This window comes from Nostoc sp. ChiVER01 (assembly GCF_034531155.1).
GTDB lineage: Bacteria > Cyanobacteriota > Cyanobacteriia > Cyanobacteriales > Nostocaceae > Nostoc.
Genome location: NZ_JAVRBS010000011.1, coordinates 53,627 through 74,276, shown reverse-complemented (window position 1 = coordinate 74,276; position 20,650 = coordinate 53,627). Strand labels below are relative to the sequence as shown.

The window sequence follows — 20,650 nt, the reverse complement described above, 5'->3', positions numbered from 1 at the left end:
TCGCTAACGTTGCGCTAACAGTTCTCTACATCCTAATACCCTACCTCTAACCCCCAGCATTGATGAGGGTTACAGCACTTCTTATGAAAAATCAGCGTAGTTGACAGGCGAGAGGGACAGCCTTGAACTAAAGTTCAAAGAAAAAAGAGGTTTGTTGAATTCACCTTAAGTCTTAAAATTCATACAGTCACTACGTCACAACAGCAGATTAGTAATCAAAAACCTAACCTTCCAGCAGAGTTAACTGGAGAGGGGCACGGGCAAAGGTTTGCACAAGTATTACTAAAGTAGTGTCGATCTTGCAATAAAGTAATTTTCCACAGTTAGGAGATAAGTTCTGTGAGTTTAAGAAGTTGGTTTGGTCACGGTTGTCACTTAGGGTTGTCAGGCTTGGTGATTCTAACGGGTGCAATTGGAATCCAAGGAGGCTTACGCACATTTGCTCAGGTCACTGCTGATCCTTCTGTGGGAACTCAAGTGAAGCAAATCGACAACACTACCTTGGATATTACAGGGGGTACAACCGTTGGCAATACAAATTTATTCCATAGTTTTAGCAACTTTAGTATTACAAGTGATCAGGTAGTCAATTTCCAAAACGCCCCTACTATCAATAATATTTTGGTGCGAGTTACAGGGAGAAATCCTTCTGATATCGAGGGAACACTTCAAACTCAAGGTAATGCTAATTTCTTTTTAATGAATCCTAACGGCATCATATTTGGACAAAGTGCCTCATTAAATGTTAATGGTTCATTTATTGGCACAACAGCTAATGCAATCCGGTTTCCGGGTGGTGGAGAATTCTCCATGACTTCACCCGTCAATCCGCTTAACCCTTTGCTGAGTGTGAATCCTTCTGCATTTCTATTCAATCAAATTCCATCCCAGCCTGTGAAGCCGATTCAAGTCAATGAAGCATTTCTGTTTGTTCCAGAGAATCAGAATTTACTGCTATTGGGAGGCGATGTGAATTTAGAAGGAGCGATCGTGTATGCTCCAGATGGTCGAATCGAATTAGGAGGATTGGCAACAGAGGGGACAGTAGGGTTGAACATTGATAACAACAATTTCCGCTTAAGTTTTCCTGAGAATGTAGCGCGAGGAGATGTATCTGTTACTAATTTCAGTACAGTAAGTGCTAGTGGTGAAGGCGGTGGTGGTATCCAAATACAGGGCAGGCGTGTTACATTCGACGATAGTTCAGAAATTGCGGTAAATAACCTAGTCTCAAGACCAGGAGGAACATTAGGGGTTAACGCTTCGGAGTCAGTAGAACTCTTGGGAGGAAGCCGTCTATTAACTGAGACAACAAGGTTTGGAACAGCCGGAGACTTAAGGATTGAAACTGGGCGGTTAATTGTTCAAGATGGTTCGCAGATTTCAGCTTCCACTTCTCTACAATCTACAGGAGGAGGAGGAACTTTATTTGTCAACGCTAGGGACTCTATCCAACTCATTGGAACCTCCTTAATTATAGAAGGTGAAAAACCCAGGCCTAGTGGCTTGTTTACTGTAACACAAGGTGCTGGAAATGCCGGAGAATTAAGAATTGAAACTGGGCAATTAATTGTTCGAGATGGAGCGCAGGTTTCAGCCTCCACTTCTAAAGAATCTACAGGAGATGGAGGAACTGTGTCTATCAACGCTAGGGATTCTATCCAACTTATTGGAACAAATGGTGAGAGTAGAAGCGGCTTATTGGTTGGGACTCAAGCTACTGGAAATGCCGGAAACTTAAATATAAAAACTGGACAATTGATTGTTCAAGATGGAGCAAGAATTTCAGCTTCCACTTCTAAAGAATCTACAGGAGAAGGGGGAACTTTGTCTGTAACCGCAGACTCTATCCAACTCATTGGAACCTCACAAATGGGAGCTAGTGGCTTATTTGTTGGCACTGAAGCTACTGGAAATGCCGGAAACTTAAATATAGAAACTGGGCAATTGACTGTTCAAGCTGGAGCGCAGGTTTCAGCTAGTACTCGTAGTCAGGGAAGGGGAGGAACTTTGTCTGTAAACGCAGACTCTATCCAACTCATTGGAACTTCGCAAATGGGAGCTAGTGGCTTATTTGTTGGCACTGAAGCTACTGGAAATGCCGGAGACTTAAATATAGAAACTGGACAATTGACTGTTCAAGATGGAGCGCAGGTTTCAGCTTCCACTTCTAAAGAATCTACAGGAGAGGGGGGAGATATTATAGTTAAAACCGGAGAATTAAATCTCTTAAATAATGCTGATATAACTGTGAGCAGTCAAGGTACAAAAAAAGCAGGTGATTTGGAAATCACCGCTCGTTCCATCAAATTGGATAACCAAGGTAAGCTGATTGGGCAAGCTAACTCCGGTGATGGTGGTAATATTGCGCTGAACTTGCAAGATTTATTGTTACTGCGCCGCAATAGTGAAATTTCTACCTCAGCAGGCACTAGTGGGGCTGGTGGAAATGGCGGTAATATCACCATCAATATCCCTGACGGTTTTATCGTCGCCAACCCAAATGAAAACAGCGATATCACCGCTAATGCATTTAGTGGTAATGGTGGGAAAGTCACAATTAAAGCTACTAATATTTTTGGAATTGCGCCACTAACTAGCGAAGACCTTAAAAGGTTGCGTCCTACGGATTTAGACCCGCGTCAACTCCAGACAAATGATATTACGGCAGTTTCCCAAACAAGACCTGATTTAAGCGGCATTGTAGATATTAACACCCTCGATGTTGACCCCTATCGAGGATTAATTAACTTACCAGCCGTCCCAGTAGACACCAAAGTGTCGCAAGCCTGTCAAGTGCGTCCTGGTGAAAATCAAAACAGTTTTACGATTACCGGACGCGGCGGCTTACCACCCAACCCTAGAACCGAAGCACTCACTCCTGATGCAGTTGAACTAGATTGGGTAACTCTCAACCCAAAGGGTGAAAACCGTGTTAGTACAAATTCAAGTCAGGCAAATAATTCTAGTCCAGCGCCGATTGTGGAAGCACAAGGGTGGGTGAAAAATGCTAAAGGTGAAGTTGTACTCACGGCTGATGCGCCGAAAGCTTTGCCTCATAGTTCCTGGTTTACTCCTGCTTCTTGTTTCTAAAAAATCAGGTTATGTCACAATACGCTTGGGTTAAGCAAAGCTCAATTCAACAAAGTCTCGAAATGTTGGGTTTCGTTCCTCAACCCAACCTACACATTTCAAGGTTTTTGGTGCGAACCCAAGCGTATTAGGTTATATCACGATCGCTTAATCAAGCTGAATAAAAAATGTTCCTAGTGAGGACTTTAGTCCTGCCTTCTTCAAGGGTGATTTATGTCAAAGCCAATTGCCTACTAAAACATAGGGTGCCCAGAAATATGGAGTTTTTTCTCTAGCAAAAATAGCTAATTGGGCACGCTGGAGTGCCTCGGCTTTATTCATCCCAAGCTTTAGCTGTCGATAGAACTCACTCATTACATCGACAGTGGAGCGATCATCTATTGACCACAATGTTGCTAGTGTACTGCGTACTCCCGCCCGCATAGCTATCCCAGCCAGTCCCAAAGCTGCTCGTTTGTCTCCCTCAGCAGTTTGGCAAGCACTAAGGACGAGTAATTCAATGCCACTAAATCTGTTTTTGTCGCTAACTCGCAGTAGATTATCAAATTCCTTGACTTTAACCAGTTTATCCCAGGTGAGAATAAAGGTTTTTTCAGCATCAGAACTAAATTCACCGTGAGTTGCTAGGTGAACCACGGAGAAGGAAGCTGTTTGCAACTTATTTTGCAGGTTTGTTTGGGTAAACTGCTGATTTAACAGTTCTTCACTCTTAGGTACTTCAGATTTGATTTCTTTTAATTCCCGTGGTACATTTTCTAATTCGGGAAATTCTTTGCCTTCGACTGGACGTTTTTCGCTGACTCCGGCTGTTAAAGCATTTAGCTGTATCTGTCGCAAAGGTTTAGGATCGAGAAGTTGCAAACCTGGTGTCAAGGCGATCGCATATTTCTCTACTAGATATTGCTTCTGTTGTTTGTCGTAGAGAACCGCCATTGGGATATTTCGCAACTCACCATCAAGTACAAACACTAAGGTTTTTATCCCACTATTGACTAAATCTGTTTGTGCAGGTCGAATTAACCAATCATATATTTTTTGGGACTGCTGCTGAACCCGACCTGTTGCGGTAACATTTAGTAAGTTTTTCCTCAATTCTGCTATTGTGTTTTCCACATCATTTTGAGCTATTACAGTTTTGTAGTGGCGCAAGTCTTGATTAGGCAATTTGAAGATAACATCTACGCGATCTGGCAAAATAATTGGATAAATCACTGCTGCTCGTTGGTCTTTTTTGTCAACCACTGGGTCAAGTTCCTGCGTAGGGTTTAAACAGGCTGACCGAAAGAAGTTATCCAATTCTGCCAATTGCAGAGATTCAATTACATCACGAGCAAGCTTTAAATTGTCTTGATTGATACCCTCTTGTGGCGATCGCGGTGTATTATCTTTTAGTAGAGAAGCGTCTTGTTGGTCTAGCTTCTCGAAGGGAACAGAAGCGCTGTTGCCTTGGGGAGAACGCAACAGCAATTCAACTAACTCTCGATACACTGGTTCGATATTTTCCCGAAAGGAAAACTGCAAGTCTGGATTGAGGGCTACTAAATCACCACGCAGAGATTTAAGGGTCTTGTAGGCTACATTATAGGATGCGATCGCGCCTTTAGTATCTCCCTTTTTTTTCAGTATGCGTCCTAGCTGCCATTGCCACTGATAACCAATATCCGATGCATTAATACTTTGCGCTGTGAACAAAGCTTTCTCGGTAAGCTCTTGAGCATCAGAAAACTGCCCGGTTTTTTCATACAACTCACCAAGACTACCCATAGCATAAGATTCTGCTCGCCGATCTTGCAAGTTCTGTGCCTGTTTGATCGCAGTGGACAATTGCTGGGCAATGTTCAGCCATGAGGGAGTATCTATGCTAATTTTTTCTTTTAATTGTGTAAGATTTTGGGCAAATTTAATGCGAGTATATACTGAGGTTCGGCTGGGTGGCAAATTGCTAATTACCGTTTGGATTTGAGACGACAACGCCAATGCATCTTGATCTTGGTTTTTTTCTAAAAGTAAACTAAGTAAATTTAGGCGAGCCTGGATGCGGGTGATGGAGGAAACAGATACAGCAGCAGCCTCCTGATAGTATTGCAAAGCCGCTTCAGTGTCTTGCTGGGCGCGGGCTGTGTTGCCTAAACTGAGTTGAGCCTCTGCGATCGCTTTTGGAGATTGCAATCGTTTTGCCACTGCTAAACTTTTCCCCAATACCAAACGTGATACATTTAAATCACCGACAAGTCGGCGGATGTTGCCAAGACTACGTAGCCCTGTAGCTACAAGAAGTGAGTCTGGAAGGGTTGTAAGGGTTTGCTGTACTTCGTTTAAAGTTTTGTTAGCCTGAAGGTAAAGCCCTAAAGTTTGCAAAGCTTGTGCAGAGTTAATTTGGTTACGAGTTAATCTAGCCTTGTCGCCTATTTGCTGATAAATATTAGCGGCTTTTTGCCAGGTAGTTAAAGCCGCTTCTGCTTGTCCTTGTGCCAGTTGTAACTGTCCTTGCACATCTAGGGCTTGGGCAATAAGTTGGGAACGCTCACCGGAACCGCCCGTATTTTCCTCTGACTGTAATAATTTTAAACTTTGGGCGTTTGCTTCCTCAGCTTCTGCCCACAGGCCAAGTTGCTGATAAGCCAAGGAGAGATTACTCAGCGTCATCGCTTCTTGTAATTCATCCCTAGAAGTTTTAAACGCAGCAGCAGCCTGTTGCAAAACTTTTATCGCTTCAGTAAATTGTCCCCTGTCGTATAATATTTTGCCTTGTTCCACTAAGCTTGCCGTTTGGGATGAGCCGCTTTTCTGGGGGAGTAGGGAGTTGAAAGTAGGGGATTTGGCATTTATCAATTTCCTGTTTTCACTACTTCCTTGTTTTCCCCACTCCTTTTGCTCGGTCAAATTTTGCATAGCAGGGTAGACGGCAGGAGGTTTTGCTAAAACAGGGGATAAAGCTATGCATAGAAATGCAGTGAACAGCGCTAGGAAAAAATAATTTGGGCATTTCATAGTTCAGTTCTGTATATTCAAATATAATTAGACATTGCTTTTTATCAATTGCCACTTGTTTACAGAACCTTAAAGGCATTTAGTGGTCTATCTCATTAATTTTGCGGGGTAATACTAGCTCCTGATTAAATAGCAATGTGGGTACATCTGTCTTTACAAGCTTACAAGCGATCGCTAAAGAAAAAGGGTGTATGAGCAAGAAGTATAATATATACCTATTTGACTTTTGACTTTCGCTCTGCGGCACTAGTCTCCAGTTCCATGTCCTGAACTCTGAGTTTTAGCTTCTGATGGATCAAGCTGAGGTTTTTGATACTTACCTGGATACTTATGCTGAAAATAAGCTTCTAGCACTTGTAAAACCATCGGCCCGCAAATAGTACCGCCATGTTCGCCAGTATTTTCACCAAAGGCCACAACCACAATTTCCGGCTTATTACTAGGAGCATAAGCACCAAACCAAGTATGATTTGGGCGACCAACACCAGCTTCAGCAGTGCCACTCTTTCCAGACGCTGGGGCAATTGTCGGCACATCCAAGCGCTTACCAGTACCCTCACTCACTACCCGCCGCAGTCCATCGCGGAGAACTTTGATAGTTGTCGGCTTCATATTTAAGGATTCTCGCCAACTTTTTGCTTCTTCGTTGTCTTTGAGCAAATGCGGCTGAACTCGATACCCACCATTAGCAGGGACAGAAAACATAATCGCCGATTGCAGGGGTGTCACTTGCAAAGCACCTTGACCAATTGACATATTAATAGTGTCGCCTACAGTCCAAGGTGTTTTCAAAACTTTCTGCTTCCATGTGTCATCTGGAACCAAACCTTTTGATTCTTCGCCCTGAAATTCAATGCCAGTTCTTTGACCAAACCCATATTTGCGACTCCATTCAATTAAAGTTGGGCCACCGACTTTTCTACCAACTTGATAGAAGAAAGTATCACTACTCATAGCGATCGCTCTGGGAAATCCTAATGGCCCAAATCCAGCATGGTTCCACTCACCAAAAGTTACCCCACCAACGGTCAGAGAACCAAAGGTCTGTAATATTGTATCAGGAGAAAATTCACCTGATTCCAACCCGGCTGTGGTGGTGACAATTTTGAAAGTACTGGCGGGAGGAAAGGCACTCAAGGCACGATTAACCAGAGGATGATCTTTACCTTGCAAGGTTTCCCAATCTTTCTGGGAGAGTTTTTGTTTGGAGAAGATATTCGGGTCAAAGGTGGGGTAAGATACCAGTGCTAAAACAGCACCGTTATTTGGATCGAGTGCTGCGATCGCACCTCGGTGATTTCCCAAAGCTTTTTCTGCTGCCTTTTGCACATCTAAATCTATGGTCAGGTGCAAATCGTTACCAGCTTTTGCCTGTTTTTCCCCCAAAACCCGGATTGGTCTACCTGCACCATCCACTTCCACCTGCTGACCGCCCCATTCACCACGTAGCATTTTCTCATAAGCCTTTTCCACCCCCATTTGACCAATTACATCTCCGAGTCGGTAGCCTTGCTGCTTCTTGTCTTTTAACTGGTCGGGGGTCAACTCTCGCGTATAACCTAGTACATGAGCCAATTCTTTACCGTGGGGATAATAACGCACGGAATCTGTATTGATTTCTACTTCCGGGAGATCATTTTTATACTCCTTTAATGCCGTGATTTCTGCTTCATTTAGATCACGAGCAACCCGGATGAGTGAAGAAGAATTAGCACCAGCTTGTTCTAATTTCTTTTCCATTTCATCTTGGGGAATGTTGAGAATTTGCGCTAGACGCGGGCCCACTACAGACCAGGAAGGCTTAGTATGTGCCATCGGCCACAAATATACAGAACTAGGATAGCGAGTAGTGGCTAAAAGTTTACCATTGCGGTCAAAAATATTTCCCCGTTCGGGTTGTTTAAGAATCATCCGAACGCGGTTTGCTTCGGCTCGTTCCCGGAGTTTTGGCCCCTCAACAATTTGCAAATATGCCAAACGAGCCTCAATACCAGCGAGTATTAATCCGGTAAATACGATTAAAAATATTGATTGGAAACCACGTCCAACTGTACGTGTATCTTTTTTGCTGCCAATTGATGGAAATAAAGACATAAGACAAATAATGATTCCAATAGAGGTATTATCTGTATACAATTACCCTAAACTCATGCCCAGTACTGGGTATAAAAGAATTGGACAAGTATATTCTTGAACAATTGTTTTTGGCGGATACAATGAACCAAAGTGTCAAATCTAGTCTGCCCAATAGACTACTGACATCACGTAATATCACGGCATTCTACTGAGGATTATGGCTCAAATTGTCATGCAGAATCAAAGGGGGATAACAAATTTTCAGCCACTTGATGTTGAACTGCGTAATGTGTTCAAGTTTTTTAACCAAGAACCAGCAGTAAATGGAATCGATTTGGATATCAGACAAGGAGAATTTTTTAGTATTTTAGGCCCCTCCGGTTGTGGTAAAACAACAACACTGCGTTTAATCGCTGGGTTTGAAATCGCTGACGCTGGTAAGGTGTTGATTCAGGGTCAGTCTATGACTAATGTGCCGCCTTACCGCCGACCCGTCAATACTGTATTTCAAAGTTACGCTCTATTTAACCACCTGAATGTCTGGAATAACATCGCCTTCGGACTACGGTTAAAAAAAATAACCAAATCGAAAATTGAAGCTAGAGTCGAAGAAGCTTTAAAACTCGTGAAAATGGAAAGTTTGCGATCGCGCTTTCCCAATCAACTTTCTGGTGGTCAACAGCAGCGAGTCGCTTTAGCAAGAGCTTTAGTCAACCGTCCCACCGTGGTATTACTAGATGAACCTTTAGGGGCGTTAGATTTAAAACTACGTAAAGAAATGCAGGTGGAGTTATCAAATTTACACAAAGATTTGGGAGTGACCTTTGTGATGGTGACACACGACCAAGAAGAAGCATTATCTTTGAGCGATCGCATTGCTGTGATGAACCAAGGCAAAATTGAACAAGTTGGCACTCCTAGCCAAATTTACGAACGTCCTTGTACATCCTTTGTTGCTGATTTTATTGGCGATACTAATTTATTTAGTGGTGAAATTGTCGCGGTAGACTCTTCTAATATTAAAATTTCCACAAAAACGGGACTCTCAATTATCATTAGTCGCGCAGAAGATACACCGTCTGAATTATCACAAGCAGTGGTAGTTTGCGTGCGTCCAGAAAAAATACAACTTTCGCTTTATCCACCCAACTTGCCAACTAACTGTTTTGAAGGACGGCTTGTCAATATTATGTATTTAGGCACACATGTTAATTATGTTGTGGAATTAACAAATGGCATTAGTATAAATGTGTTGCAACCGAATACTTTTGGCGTTTTACCAGACCGCAACACACCCATCTACGCTTGGTGGGCAGAAAATGATTGTTTAGCTATTAGTCAATAGTTATAAAATTCAATAATGGAATAAGACCTTGACCCAAGAATCAGGAGAGCAGAGGGAAAGATACTGTAATTCACCTGCCACAATTTTAGTAGCCCTAAATTTATTTATACCCAAAAGTAAAGATATTTGTTTAGAGATATGTAACACCAAAAATAATACGTCCAAACTTTCAGAGTCAATACATTTATGTATGAAGATTTTCCCCCTGCTCCCCGCTCCCTGCCCCTTTTCCTCTTGTTTACCTTGTACTAGGAGTATTAACCCATGTCAATTTCGCAAAGAGTTCCTTGGGTATCCCTGGCATTAGTACTGCTTAGTTACAGTACTCTGGGCTGGGTAATATCTGAAACACGCGCTCCCCAGTCTGTGTGGGTGGCAACTGTCATTGCTATCTTGCTTTTAATAGTAACGTTGACCATTCCTTGGACGAAAATGACATATTACTTCAGTATTTTGATTAAATCAAATACGAGGTCTTTCGCCGTTGCTGTTTTAGCAGCTTTCTTGTTTTTTATTATGATTGCCTGGTTTCGAGTATTTCTTGATACTTTACTAATCGTTTCGGCAACTATCTTAGTTAAGATAGACTTTCAAACAGCAGGTCTTAGGGAAGGGCTAGCCTTTTGGACTACATCTGCCTTTTCATTGATCGGTTTGGCCTTGGGTGCGCTAATCTACAAGTTAATATATTCGTGAATTTTGGTAATTTCCTTAAGTCATCGGCTTTTTTACGTTTATTTATAAATTCTGTATTCAACCTCATCAAGAAGATAACCACTCTCGTTAATTTGTTGAAACTCTCGAAATATTTTACCCCCAAGACTTTCGGCAATTTTCCGACTGGGGATATTTCTTTTATCAACAGGGTAGGAAAGATAATTGTATTCCAAATTTTTATCCACCCAGCCTTTTAATGCATGAATTGCCTCTCTACCAAAACCATGACCATGAGCGGATTTCTTAAGCCAAATTCCTAACTCCGGTGTATGAGTATCAATAGCCCCAACCTCGCAAATTCCTAAAAACTCTAAATGCTCCTTCTTGAGAATTACCAACACTAAATCAGTGTGATTTTCTCGTTGTAGAATCATATCTTTGATTATATTTTCGGTTTCACTAAAACTCTGGACTGGTTTCGGATACATAAAGATAGTAATTTCGCTTGTAAATTCTCGAAATACATCTTCTGTATGTTCCAACGAAATCAGTTGCAAAATCAGTCTTTTAGATTCTAAATTTACTTTTTCTAAATTCTCCATAAATTACGATTAAATCCCCGTCTTGTGACTGTGATAACTGATAAATGTTGACTATTCACTGATTTAATACTTCAAAATGCAGGCTGTTCAAACAGCAGTACAGAAAGGAAAAAATCCATCACAAAAATTGATATCCAACTAGTAACCACTGCTTTTGTTGCCGATTCTCCTACTTCTTTTGCTCCCCCCTTAGTAGTTAATCCCCAACTACAGCCAATAATCGCAATTAGCACACCAAAAATAAACCCTTTTAGCAAAATAATAAACAAATCTGACGGTTCTAAAAAATCTCTAACTGATTCTAAAAATGTTTCGGGAATAATTTTATAAAAATATGATGCGGCTAAAGCTCCCCCAAAGATACCTGTAACTAAAGCCAAAATCGTTATTAAAGGTACCATTAAACTACAAGCAATTACTCTAGGAACTACTAGATAATCAATTGGATCAGTTTTGAGCATATAAAGTGCATCAATTTGCTCTGTGACTTGCATTGCACCGATTTCTGCTGCAAAAGCAGAACCTACTTGTGCCGCCATAATACTAGCAGTCAAAATTGGAGCTAATTCTTTACAAAAAGCTAAGGCAAAAGCACCCCCCACAGCATTGATAGCCCCAAATCGGATTAATTCTCTTGCCATCTGAAGAGTAAAAATCATTCCTGCAAAACCGCTAACCAAGAGAACTGGAGAGATAGAACTTGGCCCAGCAGTCACTAGATGTTGCATAATCTTGCGATAGTATGTTTTTCCTTGGAGGAAATGTAGCCACACTTGACCAAAAAGCAGTACTGCTAGAAAACAGCGTACAATCCAAGATTGCTCGAAATTTGTTTTTATTCGCAATTTTATCGTCCTTAAGACTGACTAATTGTTGCACATATCTTATATCAATTCTCCAAAATAAGACTAATAAGACTACAGATACAAATGGTGGAAACCTAGCCAGATGTAATCTAACTTTCTCAATTACGTACAGTATTAAGAATTGGTATTTTGGTGTGAAAATTGATTTTATCAAATAAATCCTTGGGTTAATATCGTTCCTTTGAGAGGAAATGATATTAACCCAAGGATATGAATAAAAATAAAATGTTTTAACTTTTGACTTTTGATTTTTGACTCTTGACTTCCCCGATCGCGGGGCTGACTATTCTCGCAGTACGTACCCTACTCCACGCACGGTATGAATCAAGCGTTTTTCATTATTTTCTTCTAGTTTTAGGCGCAAGTAGCGGATGTATACTTCAATAATATTGGAATTACCCATAAAATCGTAACCCCAAACTTTTTGTAAAATTTGGTCTTTAGTAAATACCTGACGGGGATGCGAGAGTATATATTCTAACAAGTCAAACTCTTTAGCCGTTAACTCAATTGCCCGTTTACCCCGGAAAACTTGGCGAGTCCGGTGATTTAAACTCAAGTCTTCAAACTGAAAAATATCCTGATCTGTTTCTTGAGTACGCCGTAGATGAGCGCGGATTCTAGCTAGAAGTTCTTCTATACTAAATGGTTTGACTACATAATCATCAGCTCCTGCATCCAAACCTGCGACGCGATCATTAACTTCATCTTTTGCTGTCAGTAAAATTACTGGTACGGAAATACCAGTTGCCCGCAACCGACGACAGATTTCCAAGCCTGACAGTCCTGGAAGCATCCAATCAAGAATAACTAAATCTGGCGATAACTCCCGTGCTAATGTTAAACCAGCGATGCCATCATGTGCCACGTTTATATTGTAACCTTCACTACTTAGTTCTAATTCAACAAATCGCGCCAGTTTAACTTCATCTTCAACTAAGAGGATATTTGCTGCCATATTTGTAATATTAAAGCGGATAGGGTGACAATGAAAGTGCTACTTTAACCTGACTTTGACTAGCTATGTAAGTAGAGTGATGGTAAACACACTCCCTTCTCCTAATTTTGATTGCACAGATACATTACCACCCATACCCTCTACAAGAGTCTTAACAATGGATAAACCCAAACCACAACCGCCAGTAGCATGAGAACGGGATTCATCTACGCGGTAAAATCGCTCAAAAATACGTGTTTGGTGTTGTAAAGGAATACCATAACCTTGGTCACAAACTTGAATAATTGCTTTGTTATGAACCTGATTTAATTTTAAATTTATAGGTGTATTAGCTTCAGAATAACTAATAGCATTATTAATTAAATTGAGCAATATTTGTTTAAAACGGCTGTAATCTACTCTCACGCCAATAGGATAAGTTGTTGACTCGATTGTAATTAAGCGATCGCTATATTTTTGCGCCATCACTACGACCTCTTCAACTAAGTCATTCAACACATAAGATTTCATCTGAAAATTCAAATAACCACTATCTGCTCTTGCTAAATCAAGTAAATCTTGTAGCAAGCGAATAGTTCGTTCGGCTTCTGAGGCAGCAGTTTCTAAAGCTTCTTGTTGAATTTCGGTTAAGTTATTCTGCCGCCGCAAGACGCTTTGTAAGTAACCATGTACAATCGTCAATGGTGTACGTAATTCGTGAGAAACATTACTCACAAATTCTCGTTCTTGCTCCCAAGATTGCGAGAGGCGCGATAACAACATGCTTAAAGTTTGAGCTAATTCTTTGACTTCAGTAGGTGCATTGTCAACATATAATTGTGCTTTTCCTAAATCTTCTATAGAAATGACAGAAGTCATCTGACTTAGCTGGCGCAGTGGTTGTAGAGAACGCTTAATATAAAATGCACTTATAGTTATTATTACAATAATTGCCAAAATACAGCTAATATTCAAACTTTGTAGCATTGCCATAAACATTGTCTGCTCACGAGTAATGTCATGTACTACAAATAGCTTACCCAGATACTTACCCTGCACTTGCAAAAGACTACTACTAATAACAAAGTACCTTTGATTAACTTTGTAAATTTGTGGTTTAATCTGCATATTACTAAGGGACATTAACTCAGTAACCGTAGATTTAGATAATAAATCCAAAGTAGCAGATTTTATCAAAATTTTATTATCAGGATTTTTTAACCATAAAAATAAGTTGGTATTCGCTAAGTTATTAATAGCTTTTTGCAATCCAGTTTCAGGTTGCATCATTTCACTGTAAAGTTGCACATCACGCGGCAAACGCTCAGTGATTTCTTCTATATTATGCTTACGACTATCAATCAAAATTTGCTGCATTTTCCAACTAGTCCATGCAGCAAAACTACCTAATATTAAAGTTGAAAATGTAGCAATACCAATGGTAAGGCGTAATTGCAATGAAAAAGGATCAAGATTTATCCAAATATTTGTGGGTTGCTTCACTTTTATTTTTGTCTAGAGTATTGATAATATTGTTGTTCATTATTAGTTTTTAGGTAAAGATTGTGGCTGGACTATACAAGGTTTTGTATCACATTTTTGCTCATAAAGCATATTTATATAGCGTTCTTGCCAAGTGAGAGGAACTTCTAACAATGCTCGCGTTCCTGTTATCCCCTGTCCGATAAATAGTAATAGAGCAAGGGAACTAATAGTAATGTGAACCTTACGCCAGCGATTGGTCTTATCTTTATAAATTTCTGGCAAAATGGAGAGTGAAATAATCATTAGTAGAGCAGAGGTTAGCCCATAATAATAGTGAGAAGTGTACCATTGGTCAGTTTTGCGGTAGATACCATCTTGACATCCAAGCACTACTAATCCTATTCCTGTGAGGGTTGCAAATATGGCACGCCAGTTTTTTTGCTTTGCCTGATAAAGTAAATATAGAGAAGCGATCGCAGCCACAAACAATAACCCGATAAATATTACCTGAAATGGTGCTTTAATCCAAAGTTGCTTATCTAAAATATTACCAAAAATATCGTAGGCAAACGCTATTAAAACAATACCTACAACTGCTCCAGTTAGCCAGCGACCCAACTGCGTATGCTCTTGTCCTACAGTGGGAGGAATTTTACTCTTACCTATGGCTAAAGTTTGCAATCGGCGTTGACGGACTTGCAAAGCGCGGTTGATAATGATCCCAATTAAAGGAAATACTACGAGTACAGCGATCGCTGGATGTAACAACAAGATAGCATCTCTAAATTCCATATCTGACCTTTGATCAAAAGTTACAAATTAGTTATCAAACAGAATTCAGGATTCAGGAGCAAAGCCAAAGACGCTCCTGAATTCTTCTTCAATTATTTATGTCTACTTAATTACAACTAATAATTACTTGACCTCATCAGCCTCAAATTTTGTTACTTTACCTTTTTTGACCGCAACTACTACATCAAAGGTAGAACAGTAAGAAAAGGTCACATTATTGGCTTTATTGTAAAGATTAACCACCATACCTGCGCCACCGGGTTGAATACCTAGTGGTTCAAGATCGCCAAAAAAGAAACGACGTAGTTCATCACCACCACCAAACTGACCCTTATGCTTGATGACTAAATCAATCTTTTGTTGAGTAGTTAAACCTGTAACATCTTTCTTTTCTGCGGCTGATGCTTGCACCAGTGAAGGACTGACAATTTTAAGTGGAACATCCCAGACTGTTAACATACCAACAAGAGCAACACCTGTAAGCAGAGAAGAAGCAATTTTCATTTGTTTTTCCTTGTGTTGAAGTTTCCCGATGAATAAAGCATCCCATCTGCTACTAAAGCTCAAATGAAACCAGTCTAGTAATTGTCTGAATTTATCCCTTAGAAAAATTTAGTTGAGACTCAGCATATTCTCAGGAAACTGTGAAATTTTCAATCTCAGCCTGCTTTAAGTGTTTTCTCAGATTTATCTCAACTTAATTTACCCAAGGTAGCGGAGTATAGTAAAAAAAAGTATTTTTTACAGCAGTATTATTATGAGCAGACCGAGAAAATGGTATTCTTTGATTTATAAAATTCCCGGTCAAACCTATCTCTGGCTAGCAATTTTAATTTTTGGAGCTTCGAGTGCAGTTACCCGCAAGCTGACACAAATTGGCGCTCAACATTTGATAGATGGTCGAAATCCGATTTCTCTATGTAATGTTTTATTCGTAGGAAATCTATGTGCCTTGATAGTTATGTTACCTATTTATAGGCGACAGTGGAACAAAAAGGCTTTGCAGCAATTGTCAAAGACAGATTGGTTGGCGCTGATAGCAGTAGCTATTTTATCAGGAGCGCTTGTCCCTGGCTTAATTTTTCAGGCATTAGCATTAACAGGGGTTAACAATATTATTTTGATTGGACGCTTGGAACCACCTCTGGGTATGGCTTTATCAGTCTGGTTACTGAGGGAACGGGTAAATCGTTGGGAAGTTGTAGGAGCGATCGCTGCATTTGTTGGTGTTACCCTAACTATTCTCCTGCAACCCTCACAGACGACTATGATCAACATGGGTGCTTTCAAATTAGGTATTGGGGAATTATTGGCAGCGATCGCAGCTGTTGCTTCAGTAGTTTCAACGATTATTGTTAAAGAATGGCTTTCTGATATCCCAGTGGGAATCTTTAGTATCTTTCGTACTGCTCTAGGAACTGTAATATTTTTCTTTGCTGCTTTAGTTCTCTATGGTAGCCACCACTTTATGGATGCATTTTCACCTTTTTTGTGGCAGTGGATGCTTGTTTATGCTGCTGTGATTGTGGTTTTAGGCCAGTCATTTTGGCTCAAGGGCTTGAGAGCTTCTACCGTGTCAACGGCTTCCTTAGCTGGCTCTTTTACTCCAATTGTGGGAATTTTGACAGCTTATTTGGTATTGGGTGAAGTTCCTACTTTCGCTCAATATATCGGTGGTAGCTTGATTTTAGTGGGGATATTCCTTAGTCAAGTTGCTGTTCGCTTTCAGATTTCTCGTAAAGTTGCAACTCAAATAGAGCAAGGTATGGGATTTAAAGGGATTTGAAAAGACGCGATTAATCGCGTCTGTGAAATTATATGTAGCTTTTTTAATTCTTCTGGGTAGAAAACACGCGCCAGATAATAAAGACCGTAAAACCTAGATAGGTGAATACTGTCAGCCATTCTTGCCAGCTACCAAATTCATTATTCATCAGCAAAAGCCGGAAAATCAATATTTTTAAATCCTACACGCTGAAGTTGCCAGTGGCTTACTGGATTTTGGGACAAAAAGGCTACTCAAAAATTTTTAGCGAATTTTCCGGAATCGAGAACAGGAAAGTAGTATCACTTATTAGAGCATCAATTTTATACTGAAACTTTATAATTAACCTTCGGGGAATATAGCCCCATTGTTTTAAAAGCCTGGTCATGAAGACTGGGCTTTTGAAATTTATACCAATATAAAACTTACGCACACTCTACGAATTCTTCTCTACGAGACGCTGCGCGTTGGCGGAAGCCTCTCGCAGAGAAGGCGTTCTTGGCGTCTTGGCGGTTCGATAAATTAAGCTTTTCGGCAATTTTTGCGTAAGTCCTGCAATAGTAATTACAGATGGATACCGGAAAAACGTAGACGCATTAGCAACGTTCGCGTAGCGTCTCGCAGAGAAGGAGCGTCAGCGGCTTGTTGCAGCCTACCACAGAGGCACAGAGAAGCCAGCGCGTTGCGGGGGTTCCCCCCGTTGTAGCGACTGGCGCGACACAGAGCAATAAGGATTTGAGAAAGTTTTTTGTAAGTCAGGTTAGAGCCAGTGCAGCATTTGTTTAAACTGTTTGCGTATCAAATAAAACTTTTTTCTTGAAACTTTTAAGAGATTTTATCGGTCTGGTTCTCCAAATTCTGCAAAAATCAACCAATGTCATCTTCTGCACAAGGTATTCCCGGATTACCTGATTTGACGCATCCAATTGAGCTTGTCCAATTTGGAACCCAGGCGCTCAAAGCTTCACTTTTATTAGTATTTTTGGTCGTAGCTTTAGGAGTTGCGATCGCACTGATCAGTTTTTCTCTCCGTCGAAGCCAGCCGGAACAACTTATATTCATCGGCGAATGGGCTGTTGGTTATTCTCAACTGCTGCGAGGATTACAGCATTTAACTCTAGTATTAGTTCTGTTAGTACCGGGATTTTTTCTCTGTTCGACTTTAAGCAATCGCTACCACTACTGGGAACAAGCAAAAGCGGCTCAAGTCGCTCAAACTGTTGCAGGTGAAAGGCTCGAACAATTTGCGCCGCAAGTGCGCTACTCTATTCAAGAGCCATACTCTTATAACACTCAAATCAATGGCAAGATTGTTAAGGTCAACCAGACACGAGAGATTACTCGCTTCTTGATGCTGAGTGGTTCGCAAATTCAAGTCAAGCTCGACCAAAGCGTAGATGTTCCAGGTCGTAGCTCGGTTTATCAGGCAAATTATACTGCCGATTATAAAGTAGTTAACCAACTCAAGGATATTAATAATTTTTTCTTTGAAGCACCACCACCTAACGGTTATACACTGCTTGCTAGCTATAAAGTTGAGCGTGATAGTACTAGGCTACAACCAACCAACGCAGGTAATTATAGTTTTCCCTTCCGCTTAGAACCAGGGGAAGAAACTACCTTTCGAGTCACCTATCAGGCTCAAGGAGGGCCGCGTTGGGTTTATAGTGCAACGGGACAGTTGCTTTCTAACTTCCGCCTCACAGCAATTGCTAACTTTGCTCCGGCTGATTTTGCCAGTGGTATTGTACCTAATGAAATTAAAGCTGACGGACGCAGTACGCAATTTACTTGGAAGTTTGATGATAATGTTTCAGTCAAAAATCCATTTGGAGTGTTTACCAACACCGAACCTATTCGTCACACTGGCGTAATTCCACGTCTTTTATTGCTAGCACCAGCAATATTTTTGTGGTGGATATTGTTGTTATATTTATCACTGCCAATGAGTTTTAAAAATATTGCGATCGCTGCTAGTATTTTCTTTGCTTGTCTATTGATGTTGACCTATCTAGCTCGCATCATAAATGCTCAGTTAGCGTGGACTTTAATTTCCATTATCTTACTGTTTCTGACATGGGGATTGGGGGCAAATCGCAGGGCTTCCCTTGCTGCTATTATCTGCACTATTGCCGGAGCAGTATTACCCATCTTTGGCTTATTAATACCGTTTAGTGGACTAACCCTCAGCCTTGCGGGTTTGCTTTGTGCCGTTTGGCTAGCAGTTCGTCATTGGTATGGCTGGTATAGTTTGCACCCAAAAGACCAAAGATTGTAGGGTTGTAGAAAAATGCTAAATATTAGATTAGCGAAGTTTTAGCAAATAGCACTTATGGATAACGATTTACTAACTTTTTTGGCGGCGGCTGGGTTACTCGTTCTCTATCTCATCTTTTCTGCATTGACTGAAATGGGAACTAAACTACCTTGGAAGAAATAAGCAGATAGAAGGATGAACCAAGAGATTAACAGTTATTAAAATCAAAAAATGTAAATTTAGCTTACTTAAAAAATTTACATTTTTAAACCTGATTAGGCTTGGAAAAGGAATAAACATCCTTTAGGCTAAGTTAATATACTTATTGTTCGAGGGAGTGCCAAATGCGCGATCCACAGAAGAACCAAATTAAAATTGAGCCAGCAACCCTCGTATTAATTGTGTCCCTACTAATACTCTTGCCTCTACTGCTTGTCGGTTTTTTATCGCAGTGAGTTTGCTTTAATTCTCAGAGGAATCTTAACGCGATGCCTACGGTGGGCTACGCCTTTTATATTAGGTGCGTTAAGCTACTGTTAACGCACCACCCTAACCGGCAAACTACTTAGGTAAAACTTGCCGTAGTGCTGCTAAAAGTTGGTCAACACTTTCCTTTCGACTATTAAAGCCCATCAATCCGACGCGCCAAACTTTACCAGCTAGTTCGCCAAGACCACCGCCAATTTCAATATTATGCTCATTGAGTAACTGCCGTGCGATCGCTTTCCCATCTACCCCTGTTGGAATGCAGACAGTAGTAAGCGTTGGTAATCTATACTGCTGCTCAACATGCATACTCAATCCTAAACTCTCCAATCCTTCCCAGAGATATTCTACGTTTTTCTGATGACGCTGCCAGGAGTTTGCTAATCCCTCTTCTGCAAGCAAACGTAATGCTTCCCGCAATGCATAATATAAATTAATCGGTGCTGTATGGTGATAGGTGCGTTCAGCGCCCCAATACTTACCCAGTAACAACATATCCAAATACCAGTTTGCAACCTTTGTTTGGCGCTGTTGCAATTTCTCAACGGCACGCGGACTCATTGTAAAAGGCGAAGCACCAGGCGGGCAACCCAATCCTTTTTGACTACAACTATAAGCTAAGTCAACTCCCCAATTATCCAAAAACAAGGGGACACCACCCAAGCTTGTGACTGAATCAACTAACAACAAAGTGCCAAATTCACGACACAAATCAGCGACACCTTCCAGTGGTTGACGTGCGCCGGTGGAGGTTTCGGCATGAACTAGAGCTAAAATAGTTGGACGATGAGTTTTTAAGGCAGTTTGGAGTTCATCGAGGTTGAAAACTTGTCCCCAAGGTTTGGTAATGGTTCGCACATCCGCGCCATAACGTCCAGCCATATCTACGAGGCGATTACCAAAATAACCAGCTACACCAATCAAAACCACATCACCAGGTTCTACAGCATTGGCGATGGTTGCTTCCATTGCGGCTGTTCCCGTACCACTGACTGCAATGGTGAGTGGGTTTTCTGTTTGCCATACGTAGCGTAGCAACGACTGAATTTCATCCATGAGTGCGAGAAAAGCCGGGTCAAGATGCCCAACTGGTGAAGTATTCATTGCTTGGAGAACTGCGGGATGGGCATTGGAGGGCCCAGGCCCCAACAGCAAACGGGATGGAATTTCTAACGGTGTGAGTTGCAAGCGCCGAGAGTCGTTAATTGAAATTGTTTGCGTCATAATCTGTTTTCGCTTAGATGATACTTACGGATCATAGAGCGAACGCATCACCTATGTTTTAGTGAATCTGTCAT

The 20,650-nt window shown here is 40.9% G+C and carries 14 protein-coding genes; 5 read left to right on the top strand and 9 right to left on the bottom strand.

Going from position 1 to position 20,650, the window contains the following annotated elements; translation table 11 throughout:
* The first annotated feature begins 339 nt into the window (after positions 1 to 339).
* A complete protein-coding gene (locus RMY00_RS16195; protein ID WP_322648516.1) occupies positions 340 to 3,093 on the top strand; it encodes a filamentous hemagglutinin N-terminal domain-containing protein in 2,754 nt (917 codons plus the stop codon).
* Between the two features lie 216 nt (positions 3,094 to 3,309).
* On the opposite strand, the gene RMY00_RS16190 is transcribed toward RMY00_RS16195, so the two are convergent.
* Positions 3,310 to 6,084: a CHAT domain-containing protein gene (locus RMY00_RS16190; protein WP_322648515.1), complete on the bottom strand. Its 2,775-nt coding sequence runs from the start codon at positions 6,082 to 6,084 to the stop codon at positions 3,310 to 3,312.
* A gap of 246 nt (positions 6,085 to 6,330) precedes the next feature.
* Positions 6,331 to 8,178: a penicillin-binding protein 2 gene (mrdA, locus tag RMY00_RS16185; protein ID WP_322648514.1), complete on the bottom strand. Its 1,848-nt coding sequence runs from the start codon at positions 8,176 to 8,178 to the stop codon at positions 6,331 to 6,333.
* Positions 8,179 to 8,377: 199 nt separating this feature from the next.
* On the opposite strand from mrdA, the gene RMY00_RS16180 reads away from it, so the two are divergent.
* Complete coding sequence (locus RMY00_RS16180) at positions 8,378 to 9,505, top strand: ABC transporter ATP-binding protein (RefSeq protein ID WP_322648513.1); 1,128 nt, start codon at positions 8,378 to 8,380, stop codon at positions 9,503 to 9,505.
* A 264-nt stretch (positions 9,506 to 9,769) separates the two neighbouring features.
* On the top strand, positions 9,770 to 10,201 hold the full coding sequence (locus RMY00_RS16175; protein WP_322648512.1) for a hypothetical protein: 432 nt from the start codon (positions 9,770 to 9,772) through the stop codon (positions 10,199 to 10,201).
* A 38-nt stretch (positions 10,202 to 10,239) separates the two neighbouring features.
* Here RMY00_RS16175 and RMY00_RS16170 read toward each other — a convergent pair whose 3' ends face one another.
* From RMY00_RS16170 to RMY00_RS16145, 6 genes are all read right to left on the bottom strand, one after another.
* Positions 10,240 to 10,764, bottom strand: coding sequence for a GNAT family N-acetyltransferase (locus tag RMY00_RS16170; RefSeq protein ID WP_322648511.1), 525 nt, complete (start codon positions 10,762 to 10,764; stop codon positions 10,240 to 10,242).
* Positions 10,765 to 10,835: 71 nt separating this feature from the next.
* Entirely contained in the window at positions 10,836 to 11,609 is a 774-nt protein-coding gene (locus tag RMY00_RS16165) for an MlaE family lipid ABC transporter permease subunit (RefSeq protein WP_322648510.1), read from the bottom strand.
* A gap of 304 nt (positions 11,610 to 11,913) precedes the next feature.
* Positions 11,914 to 12,588, bottom strand: a complete 675-nt coding sequence (locus RMY00_RS16160) for a response regulator transcription factor (RefSeq protein ID WP_322648509.1) — start codon at positions 12,586 to 12,588, stop codon at positions 11,914 to 11,916.
* Positions 12,589 to 12,651: 63 nt separating this feature from the next.
* A complete protein-coding gene (locus tag RMY00_RS16155) occupies positions 12,652 to 14,070 on the bottom strand; it encodes a sensor histidine kinase (protein WP_322648508.1) in 1,419 nt (472 codons plus the stop codon).
* Positions 14,071 to 14,112: 42 nt separating this feature from the next.
* Positions 14,113 to 14,844, bottom strand: coding sequence for a DUF4079 domain-containing protein (locus tag RMY00_RS16150; RefSeq protein ID WP_322648507.1), 732 nt, complete (start codon positions 14,842 to 14,844; stop codon positions 14,113 to 14,115).
* A 123-nt stretch (positions 14,845 to 14,967) separates the two neighbouring features.
* Entirely contained in the window at positions 14,968 to 15,348 is a 381-nt protein-coding gene (locus tag RMY00_RS16145) for a hypothetical protein (RefSeq protein ID WP_322648506.1), read from the bottom strand.
* Between the two features lie 253 nt (positions 15,349 to 15,601).
* Here RMY00_RS16145 and RMY00_RS16140 point away from each other — a divergent pair, with 253 nt between their 5' ends.
* The gene (locus RMY00_RS16140; RefSeq protein ID WP_322648505.1) at positions 15,602 to 16,630 is read left to right on the top strand and encodes a DMT family transporter; all 1,029 of its coding nucleotides are present in this window, start codon (positions 15,602 to 15,604) and stop codon (positions 16,628 to 16,630) included.
* Between the two features lie 853 nt (positions 16,631 to 17,483).
* Positions 17,484 to 18,887 carry a hypothetical protein gene (locus tag RMY00_RS16135; protein ID WP_322648504.1) on the top strand — a complete coding sequence of 468 codons (1,404 nt, stop codon included), beginning with the start codon at positions 17,484 to 17,486 and terminating at the stop codon, positions 18,885 to 18,887.
* A 540-nt stretch (positions 18,888 to 19,427) separates the two neighbouring features.
* On the opposite strand, the gene RMY00_RS16130 is transcribed toward RMY00_RS16135, so the two are convergent.
* The gene (locus tag RMY00_RS16130) at positions 19,428 to 20,576 is read right to left on the bottom strand and encodes an alanine--glyoxylate aminotransferase family protein (RefSeq protein ID WP_322648503.1); all 1,149 of its coding nucleotides are present in this window, start codon (positions 20,574 to 20,576) and stop codon (positions 19,428 to 19,430) included.
* Between the last annotated feature and the right edge of the window lie 74 nt (positions 20,577 to 20,650).